We start from the raw sequence: 23497 nt of genomic DNA, 5'->3' as shown, positions 1-23497 counted from the left end.
ATATCCAGCAACAAAATACTTGCCGACTATGACGCGCGTTCCCTCCGCCCGTCCAGTGTTTCATTGACCATTTGGGAGAGAGTTCGATGACCAGTCCAAAAGACCTTTTGCAGAAATGGATAGCGGAGCGTGCTGGGGCCGAGAGGCCCTGGCTCGAGGACCAGCTCGCGACGCTCGCCGCCCCCGGGGCGACAGAGCGCGACCTCCACCTCTTTCTCGGCTTCGCGCCGCGGCGGCTTGGCAAGGCCGACCTTGCCCTCAGCCCGGACGAGCTGGCCGAGGCCGATGCCGCGCGCCCCGGCTGGCAGCCCGGCGACTGGAGCCTCGACGGCGCCGCGCGGGTGCTGGGGCTGCTCAGCTACAGGGGTGACCGCCCCTTTGCCGAGACGTTCAAGGACCTGCGCCGCACCTCGGACGCCGCCGAGATGATCGCGCTCTACCGCGGGCTGCCGCTCTATCCCGAGCCCGAGAGCCTGCACTTCGAGGTGGGCGAGGGGCTGCGTTCGAACCTCAAGCCGGTGTTCGAGGCCATCGCCCACAACAACCCCTATCCCCGCGACCATTTCGACGAGCACCGCTGGAACCACATGATCCTCAAGGCACTGTTCATCGGCGCGGCGCTGGGGCCGATCACCGGCCTCAAGGACCGCGCCAACCCCGAGCTGGCGCGCATCCTCGTGCAATACGCGCGCGAACGCTGGGCCGCCGGGCGGCCGGTGATGGAGGAGCTCTGGCCGCTGGTCGGCCCCTTTGCGGAAACCCCGGAAATCCGGGCCCAGCTTGATCGGGCGCGGGCCGAGGGACGTGTTATCGAGGAGTTTGTGTCATGATGCTGATTGATCCCCACGCGCATATGATCTCGCGCACCACCGACGATTACGAGGCCATGGCCGCCGCCGGCGTCGTGGCCCTGATCGAGCCCGCCTTCTGGCTCGGCCAGCCGCGCACCTTCGTAGGCACCTACGTCGATTACCTGTCGACCATCGTCGGCTGGGAGCGCTTCCGCGCCGGACAGTTCGGCATCCGCCATTACTGCACCATCGGGCTCAATTCCAAGGAAGCCAACAACGAGGAGCTGGCCGAGGGCGTGATGGAGTGGCTGCCGCGGTTCGCGCTCAAGGAGGGCGTCGTTGCCATCGGCGAGATCGGCTACGACGAGCAGACCGCGCTCGAGGACAAGTACTTCCGGCTGCAGCTGACGCTGGCGAAAGAGATTGGCCTGCCGGTCATGGTGCACACGCCGCACCGCGACAAGAAACGCGGCACCAGCCTGTCGATGGATGTCTGCGAGGAGATGGGCCTCGATCCGTCGATGGTGGTGATCGACCACAATAACGAGGAGACCGTCGGCGAGGTGCTCGACCGCGGCTACTGGGCAGGCTTCTCGATCTACCCCTCGACCAAGATGGGCAACGCGCGGATGGTCGAGCTGCTCAAACAGTACGGCTCCGAGCGGATCGTCGTCGACAGTGCCTGCGACTGGGGCATCTCGGATTGCCTTGGAGTGGCCAAGACGGCGCAGCTTGCGCTGCAGAGCGGCGTGTCCGAAGAGGTGGTGCGGGCGGTCTGCTACGGCAATGCGCTCGCCGCCTACGGCCAGAGCGGGCAGATGAAGGAGAGCGACTGGCTGTCGCCCCCCGCCATCGACCAGCGCACGCTCTACGAGGGAAACTCGATCCTTCGCGGTGGCCGGGAGCCGGTCATCGAGGAGCCGGGAACGCAGCGGCGCAAAGGGCTGACCATCGAGTAAGCCGTTGTGCTCGGCCCTCGACCCGAGGGCCGAGCAGAAGCGCACCTCACGCCACCTCTGCCCGCCTGCTTCGGCGCGGCGCATGGCCGGCGGGCGCGAGCCAGGGCACTGATGGGTCTGGGCGATCCGGTCGCGGGCTAGGAGCGCCGGGCTTGGCGTGGCGAGGGTCGATCAGGGAAACACCAGATACCCGCTGCGCCCGCCGTCCAGGGTGAAGCTGGCGCTGCTGCCGCTGCCGTCCTCGGGCGTGGCAAAGAGCGCGTTTCCCTGCGCGCCATCGGTGCAGGCCAGCGCCGAGCCCATGCTCGGGAAAAGCGCGGGCGGCCCGTCGAGCTGGCCGAGGCAGGTGAGGCGGTTCTCGGGCAGGGTGAGCAGCAGCACGTAGGTCTCGCCGTTCGAGCTGAGAACCTGCCCCAGCGCCGTGCCGCCGCCATTCAGTTCGCCGACCCCCTGCTGCGCCTGGCCGGGCAGGGCGGGGGTTGCGGTGGCGGGGGCGCGTTCGACGATGGGCGGCTGACCGAGGCGCGTGGAGGCGCCCTGCGGCGCGCTGACCGCCGGGGCGCCGGGCGTGTTGCGGATTCGCTTGGTGCGGGCGGGGCTGTCGCGCTCGAGGGTCATCACCGGCTCGCGCACCGATCCGTCTGCACCGGGCACGCGGGTGCCGAGGTCGATGGAAACGCCAAGCCCGCCATAGCCGCCCCAACCCGGCGTCCAGCTCCCTCCCCAGCCGGGGCCGCCGGGCCAGCTGGGGCGGTGGGAATGATCGGGACGGCTGGGCCAGCCCGGACGCGCGGGCCAGCGGAAGGCCGGGCTGCGTGCGACGGCGTCGAGATCCACCGCCGGAACCTGTGCCGAAAGCGGTGCGGCGAGGGCGATCAGCAGCGGGGCGAGGCAGGGGAACCTGAACATCGGGGCGACCTCCGAAAGCGAAAAAGCGTCGTCCTCAGAATGGCATGCAAGGCCGGGGCGAACGCAAGCCGGAAGTTCGCAGCGCAGTTCGGCGGAAGTATGGCGCCGCCAGGCAGCGACGCGCCCGGCGCTTCGAGGCGCGCCGGGCGGCAGGGTCACACGTAGCGGTTCCAGAGGTTCTCGAGGCGTTCCTGCCGCCCGGAGCGCGGCTCGGGGTTGATCGCCTGATCGCGCACCCGCGCCTCGATGCTGGCGAGGTCGGACCTGAGCAGCGCCTTGTTCTCGGCGGCCTCCCAATCGGCGTAGCGCTCGGCGCGCAAGGCCTCGAGCGTGCCGTCCTCGAGCAATGCCGCCGCCGCCTTCAGCCCGCGTGCGCAGACGTCCATCGCGCCGGCATGGCCGAGGATCAGATCCTCGGGGTCGAGCGACTGCCGCCGTAGCTTGGCGTCGAAATTTGTGCCGCCGGTGGTAAATCCGCCCGCCTTCAGCACCTCGTAATAGGCCCGCGCCACCTCGGGCACGCTATCCGGGAACTGGTCGGTGTCCCAGCCTGACTGGTAGTCATTGCGGTTCATGTCGATCGAGCCCAGCAGTCCAAGCGAGGCGGCCAGTGCCAGCTCGTGCTCGAAGCTGTGCCCGGCGAGGATGGCATGGCCCTGCTCGATGTTCAGCTTAACCTCGGTCTCCAGCCCAAAACGCTTGAGGAAGCCGTAGACCGTGGCCACGTCGAAGTCATACTGGTGTTTCGAAGGCTCCTGCGGCTTCGGCTCGATCAGGATCGCGCCCTTGAAACCGATTTTGTGCTTGTAGTCGACGACCATCGACAGGAAGGCCCCGGCCTGTTCGGCCTCGCGCGTCAGATCGGTGTTGAGCAGGGTCTCGTAGCCCTCGCGCCCGCCCCAGAGCACGTAGTTCTCGCCGCCAAGTCTGTGGGTGGCATCCATGCAGGTCTTCACCGTCGCGGCGGACCAGGCGAAGACCTCGGGGTCGGGGTTGGTGGCTGCGCCGGACATGAAGCGGCGGTGGGTGAAGAGGTTCGCCGTGCCCCAGAGCAGGCGGGTCTTCGCGCCTTCCATCTTCTGGGCGAAGTAGTCGACGATTTCCTCGAGATTGCGCGTGGTCTCGGCGAAATCCTTCCCCTCGGGGCGCACGTCGGCGTCGTGGAAGCAGAAGAAGGGCACGTTCAGCAGGTCGAACATCTCGAAGGCCACGTCGGCCTTCATCTTGGCCTTGTCCATTTCCGAACCGAACCACGGCCGCTCGAAAGTGCGCCCGCCGAAGGGATCGCCGCCCTCCCAGGCGAAGCTGTGCCAATAGGCGATGGCGAAGCGCAGGTGATCCTCCAGCCGCTTGCCCAGCACGATCTCGTCGGGGTTGTAGTGGCGGAAAGCGAACTCGCTGCCTTCGTCCGGCTGGTAGGTGAGTTTCGGGATGTCTCCGAAGAAGCCCGTCATGAGTGCCTCGTGTCGCGTTGGGGTGTCTGCTGCTTCAGTCGCGCGGTTGCTTGCCGAGAATGATCATGCCGAGGATGTCCTCGTCGGTGACCTCGTCGACGTTGACCGTGCCGACCAGCTTGCCGTTCTTCATCACCGAGGCGCGGTCGCAGAGCTTCATCACGTTGTGGATGTCATGCTCGATGAGAAAGATGCCGAGCCCTTGCGCCTTGAGCTGTTCGATCAGCTCGGCGACCATCTGCGTCTCCTGCGGGCCGAGCGCGGCGGTGGGCTCGTCCATGATCAGGATGCGGGCATTGAAATAGACCGCGCGGGCGATGGCCACCGATTGCCGCTGACCGCCCGAGAGCGCCTTCACCGGGTCCTGGAACTTGCGGAAGTTCGGGTTGAGGCGACCCATGATCTTGCGCGTTTCGGCCTCCATCTGGGCGTCGTCGACGAGACCGGTCGAGGTGACCAGCTCGCGCCCCAGAAAGAGGTTTGAGGCAGCGTCGAGATTGTCCGCCAGCGCCAGCGTCTGGTAGATCGTCTCGATGTTGTAGCGGCGGGCGTCGCGAGGGTTGTTGATTTCGGCCTTCGCGCCGTCGATCAGGATCTCGCCGCTGTCCATGCGGTAGGCGCCCGACAGGCACTTGATCAGCGTGGACTTGCCCGCGCCGTTGTGCCCGAGCAGGCCGACCACCTCGCCGGGGTAGAGATCGACGGTGACGTGATCGACCGCCTTGATGCCGCCGAAGGAGACCGAGACGTCGCGCATCTCGACCAGCGGGGCTCCGGTTCTGTCAGCCATCATGCGTCTCCCGTGCGCTTGCGGTAGAGGATGTCGATAAGCACGGCGAGCACCAGCACGATGCCGACGACGATGTTCTGGAAGGGGGCGTCGACGCCGACCATGGCCATGCCCGATTGCAGCGACTGCATGATCAGCGCGCCGAGAATGGCGCCGTAGATCGTGCCGATGCCGCCCGCCAGCGCCGTGCCGCCGATCACCGCAGCGGCAATGACGCGCAATTCGTCGAGCGTGCCGATGTCGTTCGAATGGAACGACAAGCGGGCCGAGGCAACCATGCCCGCAAGCGCGCAGAGTACGCCCATCACGGCAAAGACCTTGACCGTCAGCAGGCGGGTGTTGATGCCCGAAAGTTCCGCCGCCTCGGGGTTGCCGCCCGTGGCGAAGATGTAGCGGCCGAGCCTGGTGCGACGGGCGACCATTGTCATCACCACCGCCACGGCGATCAGCAGCAGCACCGAGAAGGGTATGCCGTAGCCCGCGGTGAAGCCCTCGGGCATGGTCTCTCCACGCGCCTCGAAGCCGCGTCGCAGCACCCGGGTCGGCACCTCGTAGGCGTTGAGCATCGCCACGAAGCCGAGGATCGCCGCCGCCGAGAGCGCCATGAGTACGCCTTCGGCCCAGATCGGCTTGACCGGGAACTCGTGATTGATCCGGGCCTTGCGGGCCTGCGCGATGGCGGCCCAGGCGACCAGCGTGGCGAGCACGCCGAAGATCCAGCTGCCGGTGACGCCGAGCGTGCCGCCGATGCCGCCGAGGGTCTGGAAGGTGTCGTCGAGCGGGCCGATTGTCTGGCCGCTGGTGAGGTACCAGGCGACATTGCGCCAGACCAGCAGCCCGCCGAGGGTGACGATGAAGGCGGGTACGGTCAGGTAGCCGACGATCCAGCCCTGAAACGCCCCGATGAGACCCCCGGTGAGCAGCCCGACAAGGATCGCGAGCGGTGCGATCACCGGGTTGCCGTAGTCGAGGCCGAGGCCGGGCAGCAGCTTTGTCTGGGTGATCGCCATCATCGCCGAGCAGGTGGCGAGCAGCGCACCGACGCTGAGGTCGATGTTGCGGGTGACGATGACGAAGACCATGCCGGTGGCCATGATCGCCACGCTCACCGTCTGGATCGTCAGGTTGAAGATGTTGCGCGGGGTGAGGAAGCGGCCATCCGTGAGGACGTTGAACACGACGCAGACCAGGACGAAGGCACCGACCATGCCGAGCAGGCGGGTGTCGAATTCGAGGGTCTTGAAGATGTTCCTGCGGCCGGCCCCTGCGCCGGAGGCGTTCGCCTCTGCCATGGTGACCTCGGGGGATTAGGGGTGTTTGCCTGGATGTCCCCGCCGCGCTGCCGGTCGTTGGCCGGATGGCGCGGCGGGGCGCCTGTGTGTCAGCTCAGAAATACGCCGCGATCAGTTGCAGGGAGCAGGGCCGTCAGTGACGCCCTGGCACAGCGCGTCCTGGCTGATCCAGCCCGCGTCCACCACGGGCTCGAGGTTGTCCTTGGTGACCGGCACTGGCTCGAGGAACTTGGCCCAGAGCGTGGTGCCCGCCGGGGAGGTCCATTCCTCAGCGCCCTCGATGTCGCTGGCCATCGCGTCGCCGGCCAGCTGCACGGCGATCTCGCCTGCTGCCTTGCCCAGCTCGCGCGCGTCCTTCCAGACCGAGACGGTCTGGGTGCCTCGGGCGACGCGGTTCAGCGCCGCGTGGTCGCCGTCCTGGCCGGAGACCGGGATGCCGTCGAGCCCCTGCGCGGTCAGCGCGGCCACGGCGCCGCCGGCGGTGCCGTCGTTCGAGGCGACCACCGCGTCGACCTTGTTGTCGTTGGCGGTCAGGATCTGTTCCATGTTGCGCTGCGCGTTGGCGGGCAGCCAGCCATCCGTATAGGCCTCGCCGACGATGGTGATCTTGCCGCTGTCGATGGCCTCCTGCAGGACCTCCTGCTGGCCGCCGCGCAGGAAGTCGGCGTTGGGATCGGTGGGCGAGCCCTTGATCATCACGTAATTGCCCTCGGGCGCAGCCTCGAGCACCGCGCGGGCCTGCATCCGGCCGACCTCGACGTTGTCGAAGGTGAGGTAGAAGGCCCGGCTGTCCTCGATCAGGCGGTCATATGCGATCACCGGCACGCCCTCGTTGGCGGCGGCCTCGACGGCGGGGATGATCGCCTGCGTGTCCTGCGCGAGGATAATCAGCGCGTCCACGCCCTGCGCCATCAGCGATTCAACATCCGACAGCTGCTTCGAGGACGAGGACTGTGCGTCGGCGGAAATATAGGTCGCGCCCGCCGCCTCAAGCGCCGACTTGATCGCGGCCTCGTCGGTCTTCCAGCGCTCCTCCTGAAAGTTCGACCAGGACACGCCAACGGTCTGGGCGGATGCCGTTACGGCAAGCCCGAGTGTGATGGCCGCAGAGGCCAGCAAGGTCTTGTACATGTTTTCCTCCCTAGGTGCCCCGGTGGGGCATGCGCCGTTCTCCCTCGGCGCTGGCTCAGCCTGAGCCTCTTAAATTCAGTTGTCAAATTAATTTTGCCCGCGCATATTGCCAGACAGAGCAAATATCGGCCAGAAGCCCTGACCTTGTGCCCTTGATGTGGCCTTGAGATGGATTTTGCGATGAAATTTGTTTTTGGAATAAATGAATTCAGGACGCCCCAGCGGATGAACGACGAGGCGGAAATCATCGGCTGCGGCCCCTTCCTGCAGTCGCCGGACTCGGCGCTGCGCCCGCTGCGCCAGCAGGTTTTCGAGCACGTCCGCGCGCTTGGCCGTGTGCCGCGGGTGCAAGTGGCCAAGGACCTGCGGGTCAGCCCTGCCTCGGTCACCACAATCACGTCCGAGTTGATCGAGACCGGCTTTCTCGAGGAGGTCCAGGCGCCGCGCGTCGGCGACAGCGGGCGTGGGCGGCCGGCGGTGGCGCTGCAGGTCCGCCCCGGGGTGCATCACGTCATGGGGATGAAACTCTCGGACATCCATCACACCGCGGTATTGGCCGATCTCTCGGGGCGGGTGATCGCCACCGCCTCCAAGCCGCGCGAGCCCGGGCAGCTGTCGGTGGAGGCGGTCGGCGACGTGACCGAGGCGCTGATGCGCGAGGTCTGCGGCGCGGCCGGTGTCGACGCGGCCTCGCTGCGTGGGCTCGGCCTCGGGGTGCCGGGGTTCGTCGATGCCGACACCGGACTGGTGCGCTGGTCGCCGATCCTCGATCTGCGCGACACCGACCTCAGCCCGACGCTTTCGCAGCGGCTCGGCCTGCCGGTGCATATCGACAATGACGCCAACCTCGTGACGCTCGCCGAGCTCTGGTTCGGCGCCGGGCGCACGATGTCGAATTTCGCTGTGGTCACCATCGAGCACGGCGTGGGCATGGGGTTTGTCATGAACCACCGGCTTTATCGCGGCGCGCATGGCATGGGGATGGAGCTGGGGCACATGAAGGTGCACCTCGACGGGGCGCTCTGCCGCTGCGGCCAGCGCGGCTGTCTCGAGGCCTATGTCGCCGACTACGCGCTGGTGCGCGAGGCGCGCACGGCGCTGAACCTGCCCGATCTTGAAACCCGCTCGGTGCGGGCGCTTCTGGAGAGCCTGTTCAGCCAGGCCAAGGCAGGCAACCCCGCGGCGCATTCGATTTTCCGCCGCGCCGGGCGTTACCTGTCGCTGGCGCTGGCCAATGTGACCAACCTCTTCGATCCGCAGTTGATCATCCTTTCGGGGGAACGGATGCGCTACGACTATCTCTATGCCGAGGGCACGCTGACCGAGATGAAGACGATGATGATCGAAACCGGCCGCGCTGCGCCCAAGGTCGAGATCCACGCCTGGGGCGACATGGTCTGGGCGCGCGGCGCCGCGGCGCTGGCGCTGGAGACCTTGACCGAGCAGATGCTCGGAGCGGGCCGCGAGATGGCCGCGCAATGATCCGGGCGGTGGTGCTCTTGGCGCTGGTTCCCTCGCTCGGCGCGGCGGGGCCCGTCTTTGTCGACGAGAGCGCGGGCCTGCCGGCAGAGCACGTCTATTCCGGCGGATGGGAGCATTTCGTCGGCGGCGGGCTCGCCGCCTTTGACTGCAACGGCGACGACCTGCCCGAGCTCTTTGCCGCCGGGGGCACCGCGCCCGCATCGCTTTTCGTCAACCGCTCCGAGACGGGCGGGCCGCTGCGCTTCGAGGCTGGAGAGCTGCCCGAACTGACCGGCGTCACCGGCGCCTACCCGCTGGACGCGGACAGCGACGGGCAGCTCGATCTTTTCGTGCTGCGGGTGGGGCCGAATGTCGTGCTGCGTGGGCTTGGCGAGTGCCGGTTCGAGGATGCCACCGCGGCGTGGAAGCTGCCGCAGCGGGACGCCTGGTCCACCGCCTTTGCCGCCACCTGGGAGGCAGGACAGGGCTGGCCCACGGTCTTTGTCGGCAATTACGTCGACCGTTTCGACCCCGACGGTCCCTTCGAGGCCTGCGACAGCAGCGCGCTGATCCGCCCCGGCCAGGCCGGCTTCGGTTCGGTAGAGACCATCGAGCCCGGCTGGTGCACCCTCTCGGCGCTGATCTCGGACTGGCGGCGCAACGGCACGCCCGAGCTGCGCCTGTCGAACGACCGGCACTACTACGTGAAGGGCGGCTACGAGCAGATGTTCCGTCTCTCGCCGCTCGAGGAGCGCACCGACTGGGACAGGGTCTCGCTCTGGGGCATGGGCATCGCCTCGCGCGATCTCACCGGCGACGGGCTGCCCGAGGTGATGATGACCTCGATGGGCGACCAGCTCTTGCAGTTCAATCGCGGGGAGCGGTTCGAGGATGCGCCGTATGCGCAGGGGGCGACCGCGCATCGGCCCTACACGGGCGGCGACGGGCGGCCCTCGACCGGCTGGCATGCGGAGTTCGGCGACGTCGACAACGACGGGCGGGCGGATCTCTTCATTTCCAAGGGCAACGTCGACCAGATGCCCGGCATGGCGATGGACGATCCCAATTCGCTGCTCATGCAGGGGGCGGACGGGCATTTCGCCGAAGCGGGCGAGACGGCAGGCATCGCCACCATGCACCGCGCGCGCGGGGCGGCGCTGGCCGATCTGAACGGCGACGGGCTGCTGGATCTGGCGGTGGTCAACCGCCGTGCCCCGATGGAGCTTTGGCGCAACGTGACCGAGGGGGCAGGGGGCTGGGTCGGGGTTGCGCCGGCGCAGTCGGGCGTGAACCGTCAGGCGGTGGGCGCCTGGGTCGAGCTGCGCAGCCTGTCCGGTGTGCAGGCGCAGGAGGTGACCATCGGCGGCGGCCACGCGGGGGGCAGCGCGCTGCCGCTGCACTTCGGCATGGGCTCGGAGGCGGAGGCCGAGCTGCGGGTGATCTGGCCGGACGGCGTGGCGGGCGACTGGCAGCCCGCGCGCGCCGGCGAGGTGATGCGGGTCGAGCGGCCCTGAGGCTTGCTCTGTCAGCGGTCCACCGGCAGCCCCGAGGGCACGGTGTGCGGAACGCCAAGGCGTCCCGACAGCGCCACGGGATCGGACAGCGTTTCAAGAAAGGCCATGAGCGCCTCGATTTCACCGGCGGTCAGCGACGTGCCCGGTCCGGCTGCGGCCACCAGCGCCTGAACCTCATTCGGGTCGTCCATCACCGTCCAATCGGGCTTGGTCTCCGGCAGTTCGGGCAGGACCACATGGCGGGCGTATCCGCCCAGCCCCTCGGCCCGCGCCGCGTGGTCGGCGACAAAGTCCGCCAGATCGTCATGCCCGCCCGCGTGGCCCCAGGGCCCGGTCTGCAGGACATTGCGCAGCGAGGGCGTGCGAAAGGCGAAGCGATCCTCCGCGCGTCCGGTGACCCGCATCCGCCCGTCGTCCCGCGCGTGGTGTTCGAACCGCTCGGCCTTGCCTGGCCCGAGCTGCGGCGCGCCCATGGCGTGGAAGTCGTGGTCGGTGAGGAAGGGGCCGGAGTGGCACTCCACGCAGCCGGCTTGCCCGTAGAAGAGCGCCGCCCCCTCTGCCGCGGCGCCGGCCAGCGTCGTCTCGCCGCGCAGTGCCGCGTCGAAGGGGCTGTCGTCGGAGCGCCACTCGAAGGCGACGAAGGCGGCAATGGCGTTGGAGATGTCGGTGAAGTGGATTGGCCTGCCCTGCGCCACATGCGGGTAGACCGCCTCGAAGCGCGCGGCATAGTCCGGAACCGCCGCGACCCGCCGCGAGATGATGTCCCAGGCTCCGCCGTCGCCGGTGATCCGCCCTGACCGCACTGCCTTGGAGACGTCGCTTTCGGAGTAATGCCCCGCCATCTCGTCGGGCGAAAGCACCGGGAACATCGTCTGGGCCGAAAGCACGCCCGAGAAGCCCTGCTCCATGTCCTCGGCCATCGGTGTCCGAAGGCCACCGGGGCGCGACGGGTCTGCTTCGATCCGTCCATCGTGGAAGAGGGTGGTGAACTCATGCGCTCCGAGGTTGAAAAGCGCCGTTGCGTTGCGCGGGATGCGCTGCTCGGGGGTGTCCTCGGCAGTGACGTGGCGCTCCGGTCCGAGCCCGATTCCGCCCTCGCCGATCCCGAGGCTCAATCCGTCCGAGGTGGCAAATCGCGGATGGTGGCAGGTGGCGCAGGCGATATTGCGGTTGCCCGAAAGCAGCGGGTCGTAGAAGAGCAGCTGCCCAAGCGCGACCTCTTCGGCGCCCGTCTCAACGTAATCCGCATCGTTCACCGCGCGCGGCAGGCGCGTCTCCGCCGCGGTGCCGCCGGCCAGCAGGGTCAGCCCCACCAGCGCCATGCCCATCCTGCGCATCGTCCTCTCCTCCCCCTCGGTGGGATATTGATGACACGCGGGCGGGGCTTGCGGCAAGCGGTGCGTTTGGAGGCGTTGCCCCCGTCCGTTGGCGCGGACACCCCGTTGAGGCTTTGGTGCAGAAGACCCCTCAGCGGAGCGCGAGGCCGCCGGCGTCGAAGGCGTGGATCTGCGCGGGCGCGAAGCCAAGGCCGCAGGGCGCGCCGGGGGTCAGCGCGGTGCTGCCGATGGCCCGCACCGTGAGTTTTCCCGCGGCGCCACAGTCGACGATCACATAGGTGTCGGCGCCAAGGTACTCGAGCACGTCCACCGTGCCGTCGAGCTGGCCCTCGCCGGGGCCGGTCAGTGTGATGTGCTCGGGGCGGATGCCGAGGTGCCGGGCGGCTGGGGGCATGGGCTCGGACAGGCGCAACCCCTCCACATCCGCGGGCATCACGTTCATCTTCGGCGAGCCGATGAACTGCGCGACGAAGAGGTTGCCGGGCCGTTCGTAGAGCTCGCGCGGGCTGCCGACCTGGCTGATCTTCCCGGCTTCCAGAACCACGATACGGTCGGCAAGGGTCATCGCCTCGACCTGGTCGTGGGTGACGTAGATCATCGTGGCGCCGAGCGCCTGGTGCAGCTTGGCAATCTCGTAACGCATCTCCACCCGCAGCGCCGCGTCGAGGTTCGACAGCGGCTCGTCGAACAGAAAGGCCGTGGGGTCGCGCACGATCGAGCGGCCGATGGCGACGCGCTGGCGCTGCCCGCCCGAAAGGTCCTTGGGGCGCCGCTCGAGCAGCGGCTCGAGCTTCAACACCCGTGCGGCCTCGTCGACCTTGTCGGTGATCTCCTGCTTCGGCGCGCCCGCCGACTTCAGCGAGAAGCCCATGTTTTCCCGCACTGACATATGCGGGTAGAGCGCGTAGCTCTGAAACACCATCGCAAGTCCGCGTTCGGCGGGGGGCTCGGCGGTGGCGTCGCGGCCGCCGATGACGATCTGCCCGCGCGAGGTCTCCTCGAGTCCGGCGATCATCCGCAGGAGCGTGGACTTGCCGCAGCCGGAGGGGCCGACGAAGATGACGAACTCGCCTTCCTCCACGGCAAGATCCACGCCCTTGATCACCTGCGCGCCGCCGTACCATTTCTCGACGGATTTCAGCTCGATGCCAGCCATGTCAGTCTTTCCTCATCAGTCTTGCAGAGGGCGCCTCGGCGCCGCTCATCCTTTCACCGATCCGGCGGTCAGCCCCTTGGTCATGAAACGCTCGAGCCCCAGGAACAGCACCATGATCGGCACCGTGGCGATCACCGAACCGGCCATCAGGTGCTGCCGGGGCACCTCCGAGGAGTTCAGCGAAGCGATGCCGCGGGTCAGGGTGAACTTGCCCGGATCGTCGAGCAGCATGAAGGCCAGCAGGAACTCGTTCCAGGCGATCATGAATACGTAGAGCGAGACCGAGGCCAGTGCCGGCAGCGACAGCGGCAGGGTGATCGTCCAGATCACCTTGAGCCGCGACAGCCCGTCCATCAGCCCCGCCTCCTCGACCTCCGACGGCAGGCCGCGGAAGTAGCCCTGCAGCATGTAGAGCGCCACGGGGATGGTGGTGACCGGGTAGATCAGCACGATGCCGAAGAGGGTGTTGCGCAGCCCGGTCATCGAGAAGGCGATGTAGATCGGCAGCGCCAGCACGATCATCGGCACCATGTAGATCAGCAGGATCGAGCGCGAAAAGACCTTCTGGCCCCGGAAGCGCAGCCGCGCCACGGCATAGGCGCCGGGGATGGCGAAGGCGAGGGTGATCAGCACCGTGAGCACCGACACGTAGAAGGACGTCCAGAGATAGCTGCCGAAGTTGTAGTCCCGCATCAGCTCGACGTACGACCGGAAGAGGCCGAGCCCCTGGCTCAGGTCGAGCGAGAAATCCAGCGGGTTCTGAACCAGCGCCGCCTGGTTCTTCAGCGAGGTCATCACCATCACGTAGAAGGGGATGACCACGATGGCGGTGAAGAAGATGTAGCCAAAGCCGGTCAGGAAGCGGATCACCGCCGCCTCGAAGACATGGCGGGTGAGCGCGCCTTCGGGCGTCTTCTCGAGGATCTTCCACATGCCAAGCGCTGTAAAGCCCGTGGCCGCGATCAGCCCGGTCCAGCGCGCCGGACCCGAGGCCTCTGGGGCGATGGCCAGCGGGGCCAGACCGGACAGCGCCGCGAGGCCGAGCATCGCAAGCGCCAGCGCCGCGGGCAGCAAGGGCCGTCCGTGCCCACCCCAGCGCAGGCAGGCCAGCCCCATCAGCGCCCCCAGTGGCAGCGCCAGCCAGACGGGGCGAAACCCTGCGCCGGTGGCAAAGCTCATGGCGACGGCCACGGTGGTGGCGATGATCAGGCACCAAAGTGCGCCCAGCAAGAGCGCGGTGACATATCCGATGCGGAAAGTGTTCATGATGTGCCCCTGCTTCGTCTAGAGACAGATGTCCGGGGGGCGGCGCCCGGCCCGCCGCCGGCCTCGGGCCTTGAGAGAGAGCAGACGCGCATCACAACCCCTCCTCCCGGCTCATCACGCGGAAGAAGAACAGCGAGAAGAGGATCAGCATCAAGAAGATCACCACCGCCACCGCCGCGCCCGCGCCGATGTTCGACAGGGCAAACGCCTGCTCGTAGACATTGACCGTCAGAACGCGGGTGCCGGCGTTGCCGCCGGTGAGCAGGAAGATGTCGTCGAACTTGTTGAAGGTCCAGATGAAGCGCAGCAGGAACAGCACCGACAGGATCCCAAGAAGCTGCGGCAGCGACAGGTAGCGGAATTTCTGGAAGGGCGAAGCGCCGTCCATGTCGGCGGCCTCGTACATGTCGGTGTCGATCGACTGCATGCGCGCGAGGATGAACAGGAACGACAGCGGGAAGTAGCGCCAGACCTCGAAGAGCGTGACCATGATCAGCGCCAGGGGGCGCTCGCCGAAGAAGTTGATCGCCTGCGACGTCACCCCCATCTGCATCAGCAGCGCGTTGGCCGAGCCGGAGTAGGGATCGAACAGCAGGATCCAGGCGAAGGCGACAGCGATCACCGGGGCGACGTAGGGAAAGAGGTAGAGCCCGCGCAGCAGGCCCTGTCCGGTGAAGCTCTTGTCGAGGAGCAAGGCGGCGAACAGCCCGAAGATCAACGCGCCCGCGGTGCCGAAGACGGTGTAGAAGAGGGTCACTCCCAGCACCGACCAGAATTCCGAGCCCTGGAAGATCCGGGCGAAATTCTCCAGCGTGAAGCTCGAGAAGGAAGTGAGGACGTTGTTCGCGCTGCCGGTGATCACGGGGGCGCTCGCCTCCACGTCGGGACCCTCGAAATAGGAGGGATCGGCGGTGACGGGAATACGGATCTGATCGCGGAAGCCGCCCTCCCAGTCGCCGAGATTGCAGCTCAGCGTGGCGCCCTCAAGCGTGCAGCGCGGGTCCATCTCGGTGGCGCTCAGCCCCTCGGGCCAGCTGTCGGTGAGGGTGACGCCGGTGATCCTCTGGTCCTGCGAGGAATTGCGCAGCCGGTAGCGCAGGTAGGCGTCCGGGTCGCCCTCCTCGAGGTCGCCGCGGATGTCCTCGCGCACCACCGGCGCGGGCGGGCGCAGCTCGGCGAGGCCGATGGGCTTGAAGGCAATCCAGAAGACCGCCAGCAGCGGCAGGATCACCACCAGCGCCACGGCGATCAGCGTCGGCATCAGCAGGCCCCAAGCAAGCCGCGCCTCGCGGCGGGCGAGCGGGCCCATACCCCTGGGCGGGCGGGCCGTGTTGGGTGGAACGGGTTCCGTCATGGACACCCTCCGGTCTTGCACGTCGGAAAGAGAAGCGGGGCGCCTCGGCGGCGCCCCGAAATGGCCCTTGGCTACTGGATCGCGCCGAGTTCCTCGTTGAGCTGGCTGACGGCCGCGGCGGCATCGATCTCGTCGTCGATGTAGGCGCGGACCACGCGGTTCACGACCTGGCTGTTGACCATCTTCGAGGCCAGCGCCATCTGGCCCACGTCGGCGCCCCAGCGCTGCGCCACGTCGAGACCGGCGACCAGTTCGTCCACGGTCTCTTCGCCGTAGAGGTCGGTGAGCGAGGCCTGGCGGTCGACGCCGACCGGCAGCTTGCCCCATTCCTTTACGAAGAGCTCGGGGTCGTCGTCGGTGCCCCGGCGGACCGGGAACTTGCCCTCGGGGGCGATGGCCAGCGTATCGAGATAGCCCTCGTCCATCGAGAACTTGACGAACTCCTCGGCGACGCCCGTGTTGGCATCGCCAGTGATGCCGAGGAAGTTCAGCTCGGCAAAGGCGGCGCCGTCGGGATTAGAGGGGCCGGAGAAATTGGTGACGATGCCGGTCTTGCCGGCCAGCTCGGCCGAGGTCGGGTCATCATTGATGGTGGGCGGCGCGCTGTCGCGCAGGCCGGCCAGTTCGTCGAGGATGAAGGGCGACCAGATGGTCATCGCGGTGTTGCCTGAGAAGTAGATCGTGCGGGCCTGCTCCCAGAACAGATCGCCCGGGGGCGAAGCCTTGGCGATGGCCTTGTAGAAGTCCAGGACCTCGGTGGTCGCGGCCTCGTCGAGCTCCGCAACCCCGTCCGGCCCGACCGGCGAGACGCCGTTGGCGAGGAAGACATGTTCGAGCACCTGGCTCATGAAAGCCTCGTCGACCTTTGTGGCGGCGACGAAGCCATACATCTCGGGCGGGTTGTGCAGCTTCTCGAGCGCGGCTTCGACGTTGGCGTAGCTGGTCGGCGGCTCGAGCCCGGCCTCTTCGAAGAGATCCTTTCGGTAGATGATCATCTGCGTCCAGCCGTCGGCAGGCACCGAGGCGAAACCGTCGTCGAACTCCGCCATCTTCAGCGCGCCGGGCGCGAAGGTGGCGCCGCCAAGCTCCTCGATCACGTCGGTGGCGGCATCGGGGTCGAGGATCCCGGCCTCGGCCCAGGGCAGGGCGTAGGACAGCGGGTGGTAGATGACATCGGGCATGTCGCCTGCGGCGAAGGCGGCGGTGGCGCGGGTGCCCATCTCGCTTTCGGTGACAGGGATCACTTCGACCTCATGCCCGGTCGCTTCGGTGAAGGCCTTGGCCATCGCCTCCTGTTTGGCCAGCCGCTCGGGCTGCTCCTCGATGGTCCAGAACCGGATGGTGTCGGCCTGGGCCATCCCGGCGGTCAGCGCCAACGCCATGGCGGTGCCGCCGAGAACTCGGCGTTTGATGGGTGTCATCGTCTTCCTCCTCATGTTGGTCGTCAAACCAGCGGGCGGAAGGGGATGGGCGCAAGATGCGCAAAGCATGGAAAAGGGCGGGCGCGCTTTCGCGCGCAGTTGCCGCAATGCAGCAAGACCTCCTCCCTGGAAAACCCCTTCACAACCATAAACAGTTGAACAATCTCTTAGGCGAGACTTGGGACTCAAACCGCTTTAGGCAAGGAAAAAAGACGCCGCAATGCAGCAACTTACCGGGTTTCCGGGTCAGATTGAGACTTTTTCGAGCAGTGCCTCGCGATCGATCTCCCCGGCCTGTCCGGAAAGCGACACAGTGCCCCGCGTGACCGCGTAGAAGCTGTCGGCGAGCCCCCAGGTGAAATCGAAGTATTGCTCGACCAGCACGACCGCCATGTCGCCCTGGTCGCGCAGCTGCGCGATGACCCGACCGATCTGCTGGATGATGTTGGGCTGGATCCCCTCGGTTGGCTCGTCGAGGAGCAGCACACGTGGCCGGGTGATCAGCGCGCGGGCAATGGCCAGCTGCTGCTGCTGGCCGCCCGACAGATCACCGCCGCGGCGCTGCAGGAAGTCCTTGAGAATGGGGAAAAGCTCGAAGATATGCGCCGGCACGCCCCGCTCGGAGCGCTCGAGGCACGCAAAGCCGGACTCGAGGTTTTCCTGCACGGTCATCAGCGGGAAGATCTCGCGCCCCTGCGGCACGTAGGCGATGCCGGCGCGGGCCGCCTGATAGGCGTTGAGGTGCTGCAGCGGCGTGCCGTCGAGGCTGATCGTGCCGCTGGAATAGGGGTGGCGCCCGGCGATCGCCTTGAGCAGCGAGGTCTTGCCCACGCCGTTCGTGCCCATCACCGCGGTGACCTTGCCGGGCTCCGCCCCGAGGCTGATCCCGTGCAGGATCTGGCTCTGCCCGTAGTGCAGGGTGAGGTTTTCGACCTTCAGCATGGCGTCTCGCTCCGTCCGCAAAACTCTTCGACGAGATCTGCAACGTCCTTCGCGGGACGTTGCGGTTTCGCGCGTGTCTTCATCGTCCGAGGTAGACGTCGATGACGTCCTGGTTGGTGGTGACGTGATCGAGCGAGCCCTCGGCCAGCACCGCGCCCTCGCAGAGCACCGTCACCTTGCAATCGAGCCGGCGCACGAATTCCATGTCGTGTTCGACCACCACCACCGCGTGTTTCTGCGCCGCGCGGCGCAAAAGGTCGGTGGTGTGCTCCCGCTCCGCCGGGGTCATCCCGGCGGCGGGCTCGTCGACCAGCAGCAGCCGCGGGTCCTGCGCCAGCAGCATGCCGATTTCGAGCCATTGCTTCTGGCCGTGGCTGAGCTCGCCAGAGACGCGGCCGAGCTGGTCGGACAGGCCGATCTCGGCGGCGATCGCCTCGATCCGCTCGGCCCCGGCTTTCGTCTTGCTGTGGAACAGCACGTCAAAGGGTCCGCGCTTGTTCTTCAGCGCCATGGCGAGGTTCTCGCGCACGGTCTGCGCCTCGAAGACGGTGGGCTTCTGGAACTTGCGCCCGACGCCGGCGCGGGCGATCTGGCTTTCGCTCATCTTCAGCAAGGAGACGGATTTCTCGCCCCACAGAACGCGGCCCTCGTCGGGGCGTGTCTTGCCGGTGATGATGTCCATGAAGGTGGTCTTGCCCGCGCCGTTCGGGCCGATGATCGCCCGCAGCTCAGGCTCGCCGATGCGGAAACTGAGGTTGTTGATCGCCTTGAACCCGTCGAAGCTGACGGAGACGCCGGACATCTCGAGCAGGGTCTTCATTTCTCCTCCTCCCCTTCGACCGTGCGGCGCGCGCCCTTGTCGGGGCCGAAATCGCCCACCCGCTCGGGCACCGCGTGGCGGCGGGTGAAAAGATCGAAGATCCCGCCGATCCCCTTGGGGGCCAGCAACGTCACCGCCACGAAGCTGAGACCAAGCAGCACCAGCCACCAGTCGGTCCAGTTGATGGTGTAGAAACCGAGGTTGATGTTGGGCGCGCCGCCGCCGGTGAACCAGCTCGACAGAAGCGAGACCACGGCGGCGCCGAGCGCCGCTCCGTAGAGCCGCCCGCGGCCGCCGATGGCGACCCAGACCGCGAGGTAGATCGAGGCGATGGGGGCGATCTCGGCGGGGTTGATGATCCCCGCCTGCGGGTAGTAGAGCGCCCCGGCCAGCCCCGAGACGATGCCGGTCAGCGTGAAGATGAAGAGCTTGTAGCTTTCCACATGGTAGCCGAGGAAGCGCACCCGGTTTTCATTGTCGCGAATGCCGCGGATCACCGAGCCCATCTTGCCCGAGACCACCCAGGCGAAGAGCAGATAGCCAAGGCCGAGCGCCAGCGCAGATCCCCAGAAGAACCAGATCGAGATCGTCGCCTGCGGCACCGCGTCGAGCCCCGGCAGGTTCTGCAGGCCGGAAAGCCCGTTGTTGCCGCGCAAGCCCGCCTCGTTCTGGAAAAGGTAGAGCGAGAGCGCCAGCGTCATCGCCTGCGTCAGGATCGAGAGATAGACGCCGGTGACCCTGCTGCGGAAGGCGAGCCAGCCGAAGACCAGCGCGAGGACACCCGGCACAAGCACCACCATCGCAAGCTGCAGCGGGAAGCTGTGCGCAAAGCCCCATAGCCAGGGGAAGTCGGCGCTGCCGACCACGCCGAAGATTTGCTGACCGATGGCGTCGTGGATTTCCTCGGGGGTGGGAGGGATCGGCGCGGCGCGCAGGCTCTCGGCGATGATCAGCTCGGTGCGGGCGTACATCAGCCACATGCCGATCATGTAGCCGCCGAGGCCGAAGAAGGCCATGTGCCCAAGGCTGAGGATGCCGGTGTAGCCCCAGACCACGTCCATCGCCACCGCGACCAGCATCAGGCAGAGCGTCTTGCCCAGCGTTTTGACGAAGGAGGTCGACAGGAACCCCGTTCCGGTTGCGGGGGCCAGGACCGTGACCAGCAGCACGAAGAACGCGAGGGCCAGCAGGAACCAGGCGGCGGATTTGTTGCGGGCGAAGAAGCTGGTCATGCGCTGGCTCCCTGGGGCCGGGGATCTTGGGGGCTCTGCCCCAGCGCCGCTGCGCGGCTCTCCCCCGGGATATTTCGGCCTAGAAGAACGGGCGGGTGTTGGCTGCGCGGCATGGTCAGTCTCCCGCCGCGCGGCCCTTGAGGGCGACGATGCCCTTGGGGCGGACCTGGATGAAGAGAATGATGAAGAGGATCATGTAGGTCTGCGCCGCTAGCGTGTTGCTGGGGTTCATCCACTCGATGCCCTTCTGCAGGATGCCGATCAGCGCCGCGCCCGCGAGTGTTCCCCAGACGTTGCCGACGCCGCCGACGACCACGGTCATGAAGCTCTGCACGATGTAGTTGCCGCCCATCTCGGAGGTGACCTGCGCGTAGAGGCCGATCGCGATACCGGCGATGCCGGCGATGCCCGAGCCGAGGCCGAAGGTCAGCATGTTGATCTTGTCGGGATTGATGCCCATCGAGGCAGCCATGCCGGGGTTCTGGGTGACGGCGCGAACCTCGAGGCCGATGCGGGTGCGGTTAAGGATGAAGAGGATCAGGCAGAGGAAGACCAACGCCAGCACGAAGATCGCGATGCGGATATTGGCGATGCCTGCGACGTCGTTGATGATCCACGCTCCGTCGAGCCAATGCGGCGAGGTCAGCGGGCGGGCCTGGGTGCCGAAGATGTTCTTCGCAAGCTGCTGCAGTGCGATGGAGATGCCGAAGGTGGCCAGCAGCGTTTCCAGCGGGCGGTGGTAGAGCCAGCGGATCACCAGCCGCTCCATCGCCACGCCGGCGGCGAAGGTGATGACAAAGGCCAGCGGCAGGGCGACGATCAGCGACAGCGTGTAGTCGGGGATGATCTGCTGCACCACGTAGCCGGTATAGGCGCCCATCATGATGAACTCGCCGTGCGCCATGTTGATGACGCCCATGACGCCGAAGGTGATGGCGAGGCCGATGGCGGCGAGGAAGTAGATCGAGGCCAGCGAGAGGGAGTCGAGCCCGAAATCCAGCGCTTGCCAGAGGCCGACGCGCGTGCGCACCGAGCCGAGCGCCGCCTCGGCCGCCTCGGTGATGGCGGCGTCGGGCTCGAGGTATTCCTCGTAGAAAACATGGTCCGAGAGAGCGGCCCTGCGGTCCTCTTCGGTCACGCGGGCGGGCACGACACCCTGCTCGGCGAGCGCCGCATAGGCGCGAGCGCGAGCGCCCTCCGAGACGAGCTGGCCAAGCGGCACGCCGGCGACGGCGCCATCGCTGAGATTGGCGGTCAGCGCGGCCTTGATCTGCTCGCGGCTCTGCACCGGCCGCGCAAGCTCGGCGCTGACCAGCCGGGCGTAGGCGTCGGCTTCGGTGAGCTCCTTGCCGGGTGTGAGGACGCGCGCGATGTTGGCGCCCTCGGGCAGTGTCTCGGCCACGCCGGCACGGGTGGTGAGGATCTGGTTGAGCACGGCGCGGACGTCGACGCTGAGCTCGGAGGCCAGCGCCTCGATGGCGGTGATGCGGGCCTCGGGCGTGGCGCCGAAGCTGGCGGTGAGCATGCCGTCGAGGCGTTTCTTGCGCGCCAGAATGCCGGGGTCCTCTTCGGTCTCGATCGAGGCGCGCAGCGGCTCGATCTGCTCTGCCGAGGGGCTGCGGGCAATGGCGTCGAGCGCAGCGATGCGGTTCGCGACATTCGGATCCGACAACTGGAATTGCACCAGCGCGGTGCTGATCACCCGGCGCACGCCGCCGTTGGGGCGGACCTGGTCGATCTCGGCGCTGGGGGCGGTGCCGGCGGGCTGTCCGGTGACGATATCGCTCAGCGCGTAGTCGCTGCCACTCTTTTCGGCGTAGAAGAACTGCCCGTCGGTCTTGCGTTGGTAGACCTCGCGGTCGCCCCAGTTCTGCAGGAAGGCGGGCACGGCAGGATCGCCGGAGGACACCAGCGCCTCGATCAGCGTGTCCACGGTCTGGCGGCCGGGCTTGGCGACCTCATCCGCGTATTGCTGCAGAATGGCCTTGAGGCCGGTCTCCTGCGCGGCGGCCATCGGCGGCGCCAGCGTCAAACAGAGCAGGAGCGCAAGAGCGGAGAGAAGCGCGCGCGGCATGGACGGCCCCCGGGAACAGAGTGCGGAATTCGGTAACGTGGTGCGGCGGGCGCGCAGGGTGTGGGCGCGCCCGCCGCCGGTCAGCTCAGATCAGTAGTTCGACTGAAGCTGCACGCAGGACTTGGTCTCGGTGTTGTACATGCCGCACTCGAGGTCTTTCCAATCGGATTCCAGCACCGCGGAATCCGGCAGGTAGTCGGTCCATGCATCGCCCGGGACCGGATCGGTCGAGGAAATGATGTCGAACTGCCCGTCCGCGCGGATCTCGCCGATCAGAACCGGCTTCGACAGGTGGTGGTTCACGCCCATCTCCGCGGTGCCGCCGGTCAGGTTCGGGAACTCTTGGCCCCACATGTGCTCGCGCACGGCGTCGACATCGGTGGTCTCGGCGGCGGTGACCGCGTTCACCCACATGTTGAAGCCGATGTAATGGGCTTCCATCGGGTCATTGGTCACGCGCTTCTCGTCGCCGATGAAGTCATGCCATTGCTTGATGAACTCGGCGTTGGCCTCGCCCTCGGCGGACATGAAGTAGTTCCAGGCGGCGAGGTGGCCAACGAGGTTCGAGGTGTCGAGGCCAGAGAGTTCCTCTTCGCCCACCGAGAAGGCGACGACCGGGATATCGTCGGCCGAGACGCCCTGCGCCGCCAGTTCCTTGTAGAAACCGATGTTCGCGTCCCCGTTGATCGTCGAGATCACGCCGACCTGCTTGCCGTCGGCGCCAAGCGCCTTGACGTCGGACACGATGGTCGACCAGTCGGAGTGGCCGAAGGGCGTGTAGTTGACGAAGATGTCCTCCTCGGCGATGCCCTTCGACTTCAGGTAGGCCTCGAGGATGCGGTTCGTGGTGCGCGGGTAGACGTAGTCGGTTCCGAGCAGGGCGAACTTCTCGACGCCAAGCTCGTCGAGGAAATAGTCGGTGGCCGGGATCGCCTGCTGGTTCGGGGCGGCGCCGGTGTAGAAGACGTTCTTCGAGCTTTCCTCGCCCTCATACTGGACGGGGTAGAAATAGAGCGCGTTCAACTCTTCGATCACTGGCAGCACCGCCTTGCGCGAGGCGGAGGTCCAGGAGCCGAAGATCACGTCGACCTCGTCGTTGGAGATCAGCTCGCGGGCCTTTTCGGCGAAGAGCGGCCAGTCGGAGGCCGGGTCCTTCACCACCGCTTCGAGCTGGCATCCCAGCAGGCCGCCGGCCTTGTTCTGCTTGTCGATCAGCATCAGCATGGTGTCTTTCAGGGTGGTTTCGGAAATCGCCATGGTGCCGGAAAGCGAGTGCAGCACGCCGACCTTGATCGGGCAGTCTGCCGATTGTGCCGAAACCGCACCCGCAGAGATCATGGCGAGCGCGGCCACGGTCGAAAGTTTCATCGATTTTATCATGTTCAACATCCCTATAGAGCGGGGTCCCAGCTCCTCGCGTATCGGCTCTTCCGGCCTTGGATCTGCGCGGGTCCTCCTCCGCTTCGATTATCGTTGTGCCATTGGCGGATGCCCTCTTGAGCTTGCTCCGCCGCGGCTCCCCGTTGGCGCGCCGGTGTTTGGCGCTACATTCGGATAACGGAAGCGTGACGCCCCGCCACGCGCTTTCCATGGT

Annotated in this window: 19 protein-coding genes; 4 read left to right on the top strand and 15 right to left on the bottom strand. The window is 67.0% G+C overall.

What is annotated here, in order from left to right:
• The first annotated feature begins 86 nt into the window (after positions 1 to 86).
• Together G0D83_RS03210 and G0D83_RS03205 are read left to right on the top strand one after the other, a co-directional pair.
• Positions 87 to 830 carry an EboA domain-containing protein gene (locus G0D83_RS03210; RefSeq protein WP_164189462.1) on the top strand — a complete coding sequence of 248 codons (744 nt, stop codon included), beginning with the start codon at positions 87 to 89 and terminating at the stop codon, positions 828 to 830.
• The gene (locus G0D83_RS03205; RefSeq protein ID WP_235939385.1) at positions 827 to 1750 is read left to right on the top strand and encodes a TatD family hydrolase; all 924 of its coding nucleotides are present in this window, start codon (positions 827 to 829) and stop codon (positions 1748 to 1750) included. The genes G0D83_RS03210 and G0D83_RS03205 overlap by 4 nt, the downstream gene beginning before the upstream one ends.
• 171 nt (positions 1751 to 1921) lie before the next feature.
• Here G0D83_RS03205 and G0D83_RS03200 read toward each other — a convergent pair whose 3' ends face one another.
• The 5 genes from G0D83_RS03200 to xylF all read right to left on the bottom strand — a co-directional run bounded on the left by G0D83_RS03200 (position 1922) and on the right by xylF (position 7326).
• Positions 1922 to 2659: a hypothetical protein gene (locus tag G0D83_RS03200; RefSeq protein ID WP_164189460.1), complete on the bottom strand. Its 738-nt coding sequence runs from the start codon at positions 2657 to 2659 to the stop codon at positions 1922 to 1924.
• 155 nt (positions 2660 to 2814) lie between these two features.
• Positions 2815 to 4113, bottom strand: coding sequence for a xylose isomerase (xylA, locus tag G0D83_RS03195; protein ID WP_164189458.1), 1299 nt, complete (start codon positions 4111 to 4113; stop codon positions 2815 to 2817).
• A 34-nt stretch (positions 4114 to 4147) separates the two neighbouring features.
• Complete coding sequence (locus tag G0D83_RS03190; protein WP_164189457.1) at positions 4148 to 4903, bottom strand: ATP-binding cassette domain-containing protein; 756 nt, start codon at positions 4901 to 4903, stop codon at positions 4148 to 4150.
• Positions 4903 to 6195 carry a sugar ABC transporter permease gene (locus tag G0D83_RS03185; RefSeq protein WP_108968438.1) on the bottom strand — a complete coding sequence of 431 codons (1293 nt, stop codon included), beginning with the start codon at positions 6193 to 6195 and terminating at the stop codon, positions 4903 to 4905. The genes G0D83_RS03190 and G0D83_RS03185 overlap by 1 nt, the downstream gene beginning before the upstream one ends.
• Before the next feature lie 111 nt (positions 6196 to 6306).
• Complete coding sequence (xylF, locus tag G0D83_RS03180; RefSeq protein WP_164189454.1) at positions 6307 to 7326, bottom strand: D-xylose ABC transporter substrate-binding protein; 1020 nt, start codon at positions 7324 to 7326, stop codon at positions 6307 to 6309.
• 225 nt (positions 7327 to 7551) lie between these two features.
• Between xylF and G0D83_RS03175 the strand changes: the two genes are divergently transcribed.
• Together G0D83_RS03175 and G0D83_RS03170 are read left to right on the top strand one after the other, a co-directional pair.
• Entirely contained in the window at positions 7552 to 8808 is a 1257-nt protein-coding gene (locus tag G0D83_RS03175; protein WP_164189452.1) for an ROK family protein, read from the top strand.
• Complete coding sequence (locus G0D83_RS03170) at positions 8805 to 10301, top strand: CRTAC1 family protein (RefSeq protein ID WP_164189450.1); 1497 nt, start codon at positions 8805 to 8807, stop codon at positions 10299 to 10301. Before G0D83_RS03175 ends, G0D83_RS03170 begins: the two co-directional genes overlap by 4 nt.
• A gap of 11 nt (positions 10302 to 10312) precedes the next feature.
• Here G0D83_RS03170 and G0D83_RS03165 read toward each other — a convergent pair whose 3' ends face one another.
• The 10 genes from G0D83_RS03165 to urtA form a co-directional block, all read right to left on the bottom strand.
• Positions 10313 to 11638, bottom strand: a complete 1326-nt coding sequence (locus G0D83_RS03165) for a cytochrome-c peroxidase (RefSeq protein ID WP_370457146.1) — start codon at positions 11636 to 11638, stop codon at positions 10313 to 10315.
• Positions 11639 to 11768: 130 nt separating this feature from the next.
• Entirely contained in the window at positions 11769 to 12794 is a 1026-nt protein-coding gene (locus tag G0D83_RS03160) for an ABC transporter ATP-binding protein (protein WP_164189448.1), read from the bottom strand.
• A gap of 45 nt (positions 12795 to 12839) precedes the next feature.
• The gene (locus G0D83_RS03155; RefSeq protein ID WP_164189446.1) at positions 12840 to 14060 is read right to left on the bottom strand and encodes a carbohydrate ABC transporter permease; all 1221 of its coding nucleotides are present in this window, start codon (positions 14058 to 14060) and stop codon (positions 12840 to 12842) included.
• 91 nt (positions 14061 to 14151) lie between these two features.
• Positions 14152 to 15414: a carbohydrate ABC transporter permease gene (locus tag G0D83_RS03150; RefSeq protein ID WP_164189443.1), complete on the bottom strand. Its 1263-nt coding sequence runs from the start codon at positions 15412 to 15414 to the stop codon at positions 14152 to 14154.
• A 71-nt stretch (positions 15415 to 15485) separates the two neighbouring features.
• Complete coding sequence (locus G0D83_RS03145) at positions 15486 to 16835, bottom strand: ABC transporter substrate-binding protein (RefSeq protein WP_164189441.1); 1350 nt, start codon at positions 16833 to 16835, stop codon at positions 15486 to 15488.
• Positions 16836 to 17081: 246 nt separating this feature from the next.
• On the bottom strand, positions 17082 to 17777 hold the full coding sequence (urtE, locus tag G0D83_RS03140) for an urea ABC transporter ATP-binding subunit UrtE (protein WP_164189439.1): 696 nt from the start codon (positions 17775 to 17777) through the stop codon (positions 17082 to 17084).
• A gap of 79 nt (positions 17778 to 17856) precedes the next feature.
• Positions 17857 to 18597, bottom strand: coding sequence for an urea ABC transporter ATP-binding protein UrtD (gene urtD / locus G0D83_RS03135; protein ID WP_164189437.1), 741 nt, complete (start codon positions 18595 to 18597; stop codon positions 17857 to 17859).
• Positions 18594 to 19829, bottom strand: a complete 1236-nt coding sequence (gene urtC / locus G0D83_RS03130; RefSeq protein WP_164189435.1) for an urea ABC transporter permease subunit UrtC — start codon at positions 19827 to 19829, stop codon at positions 18594 to 18596. Before urtC ends, urtD begins: the two co-directional genes overlap by 4 nt.
• A gap of 115 nt (positions 19830 to 19944) precedes the next feature.
• Positions 19945 to 21903: an urea ABC transporter permease subunit UrtB gene (gene urtB / locus G0D83_RS03125; protein WP_164189433.1), complete on the bottom strand. Its 1959-nt coding sequence runs from the start codon at positions 21901 to 21903 to the stop codon at positions 19945 to 19947.
• Between the two features lie 90 nt (positions 21904 to 21993).
• On the bottom strand, positions 21994 to 23283 hold the full coding sequence (gene urtA, locus G0D83_RS03120; protein ID WP_164189431.1) for an urea ABC transporter substrate-binding protein: 1290 nt from the start codon (positions 23281 to 23283) through the stop codon (positions 21994 to 21996).
• Between the last annotated feature and the right edge of the window lie 214 nt (positions 23284 to 23497).

This window comes from Salipiger sp. PrR003 (assembly GCF_010500785.1).
GTDB lineage: Bacteria > Pseudomonadota > Alphaproteobacteria > Rhodobacterales > Rhodobacteraceae > Salipiger > Salipiger pacificus_A.
The sequence above is the reverse complement of the archived record's forward strand: the minus strand, read 5'-3'. Positions and strand labels throughout refer to the sequence as shown.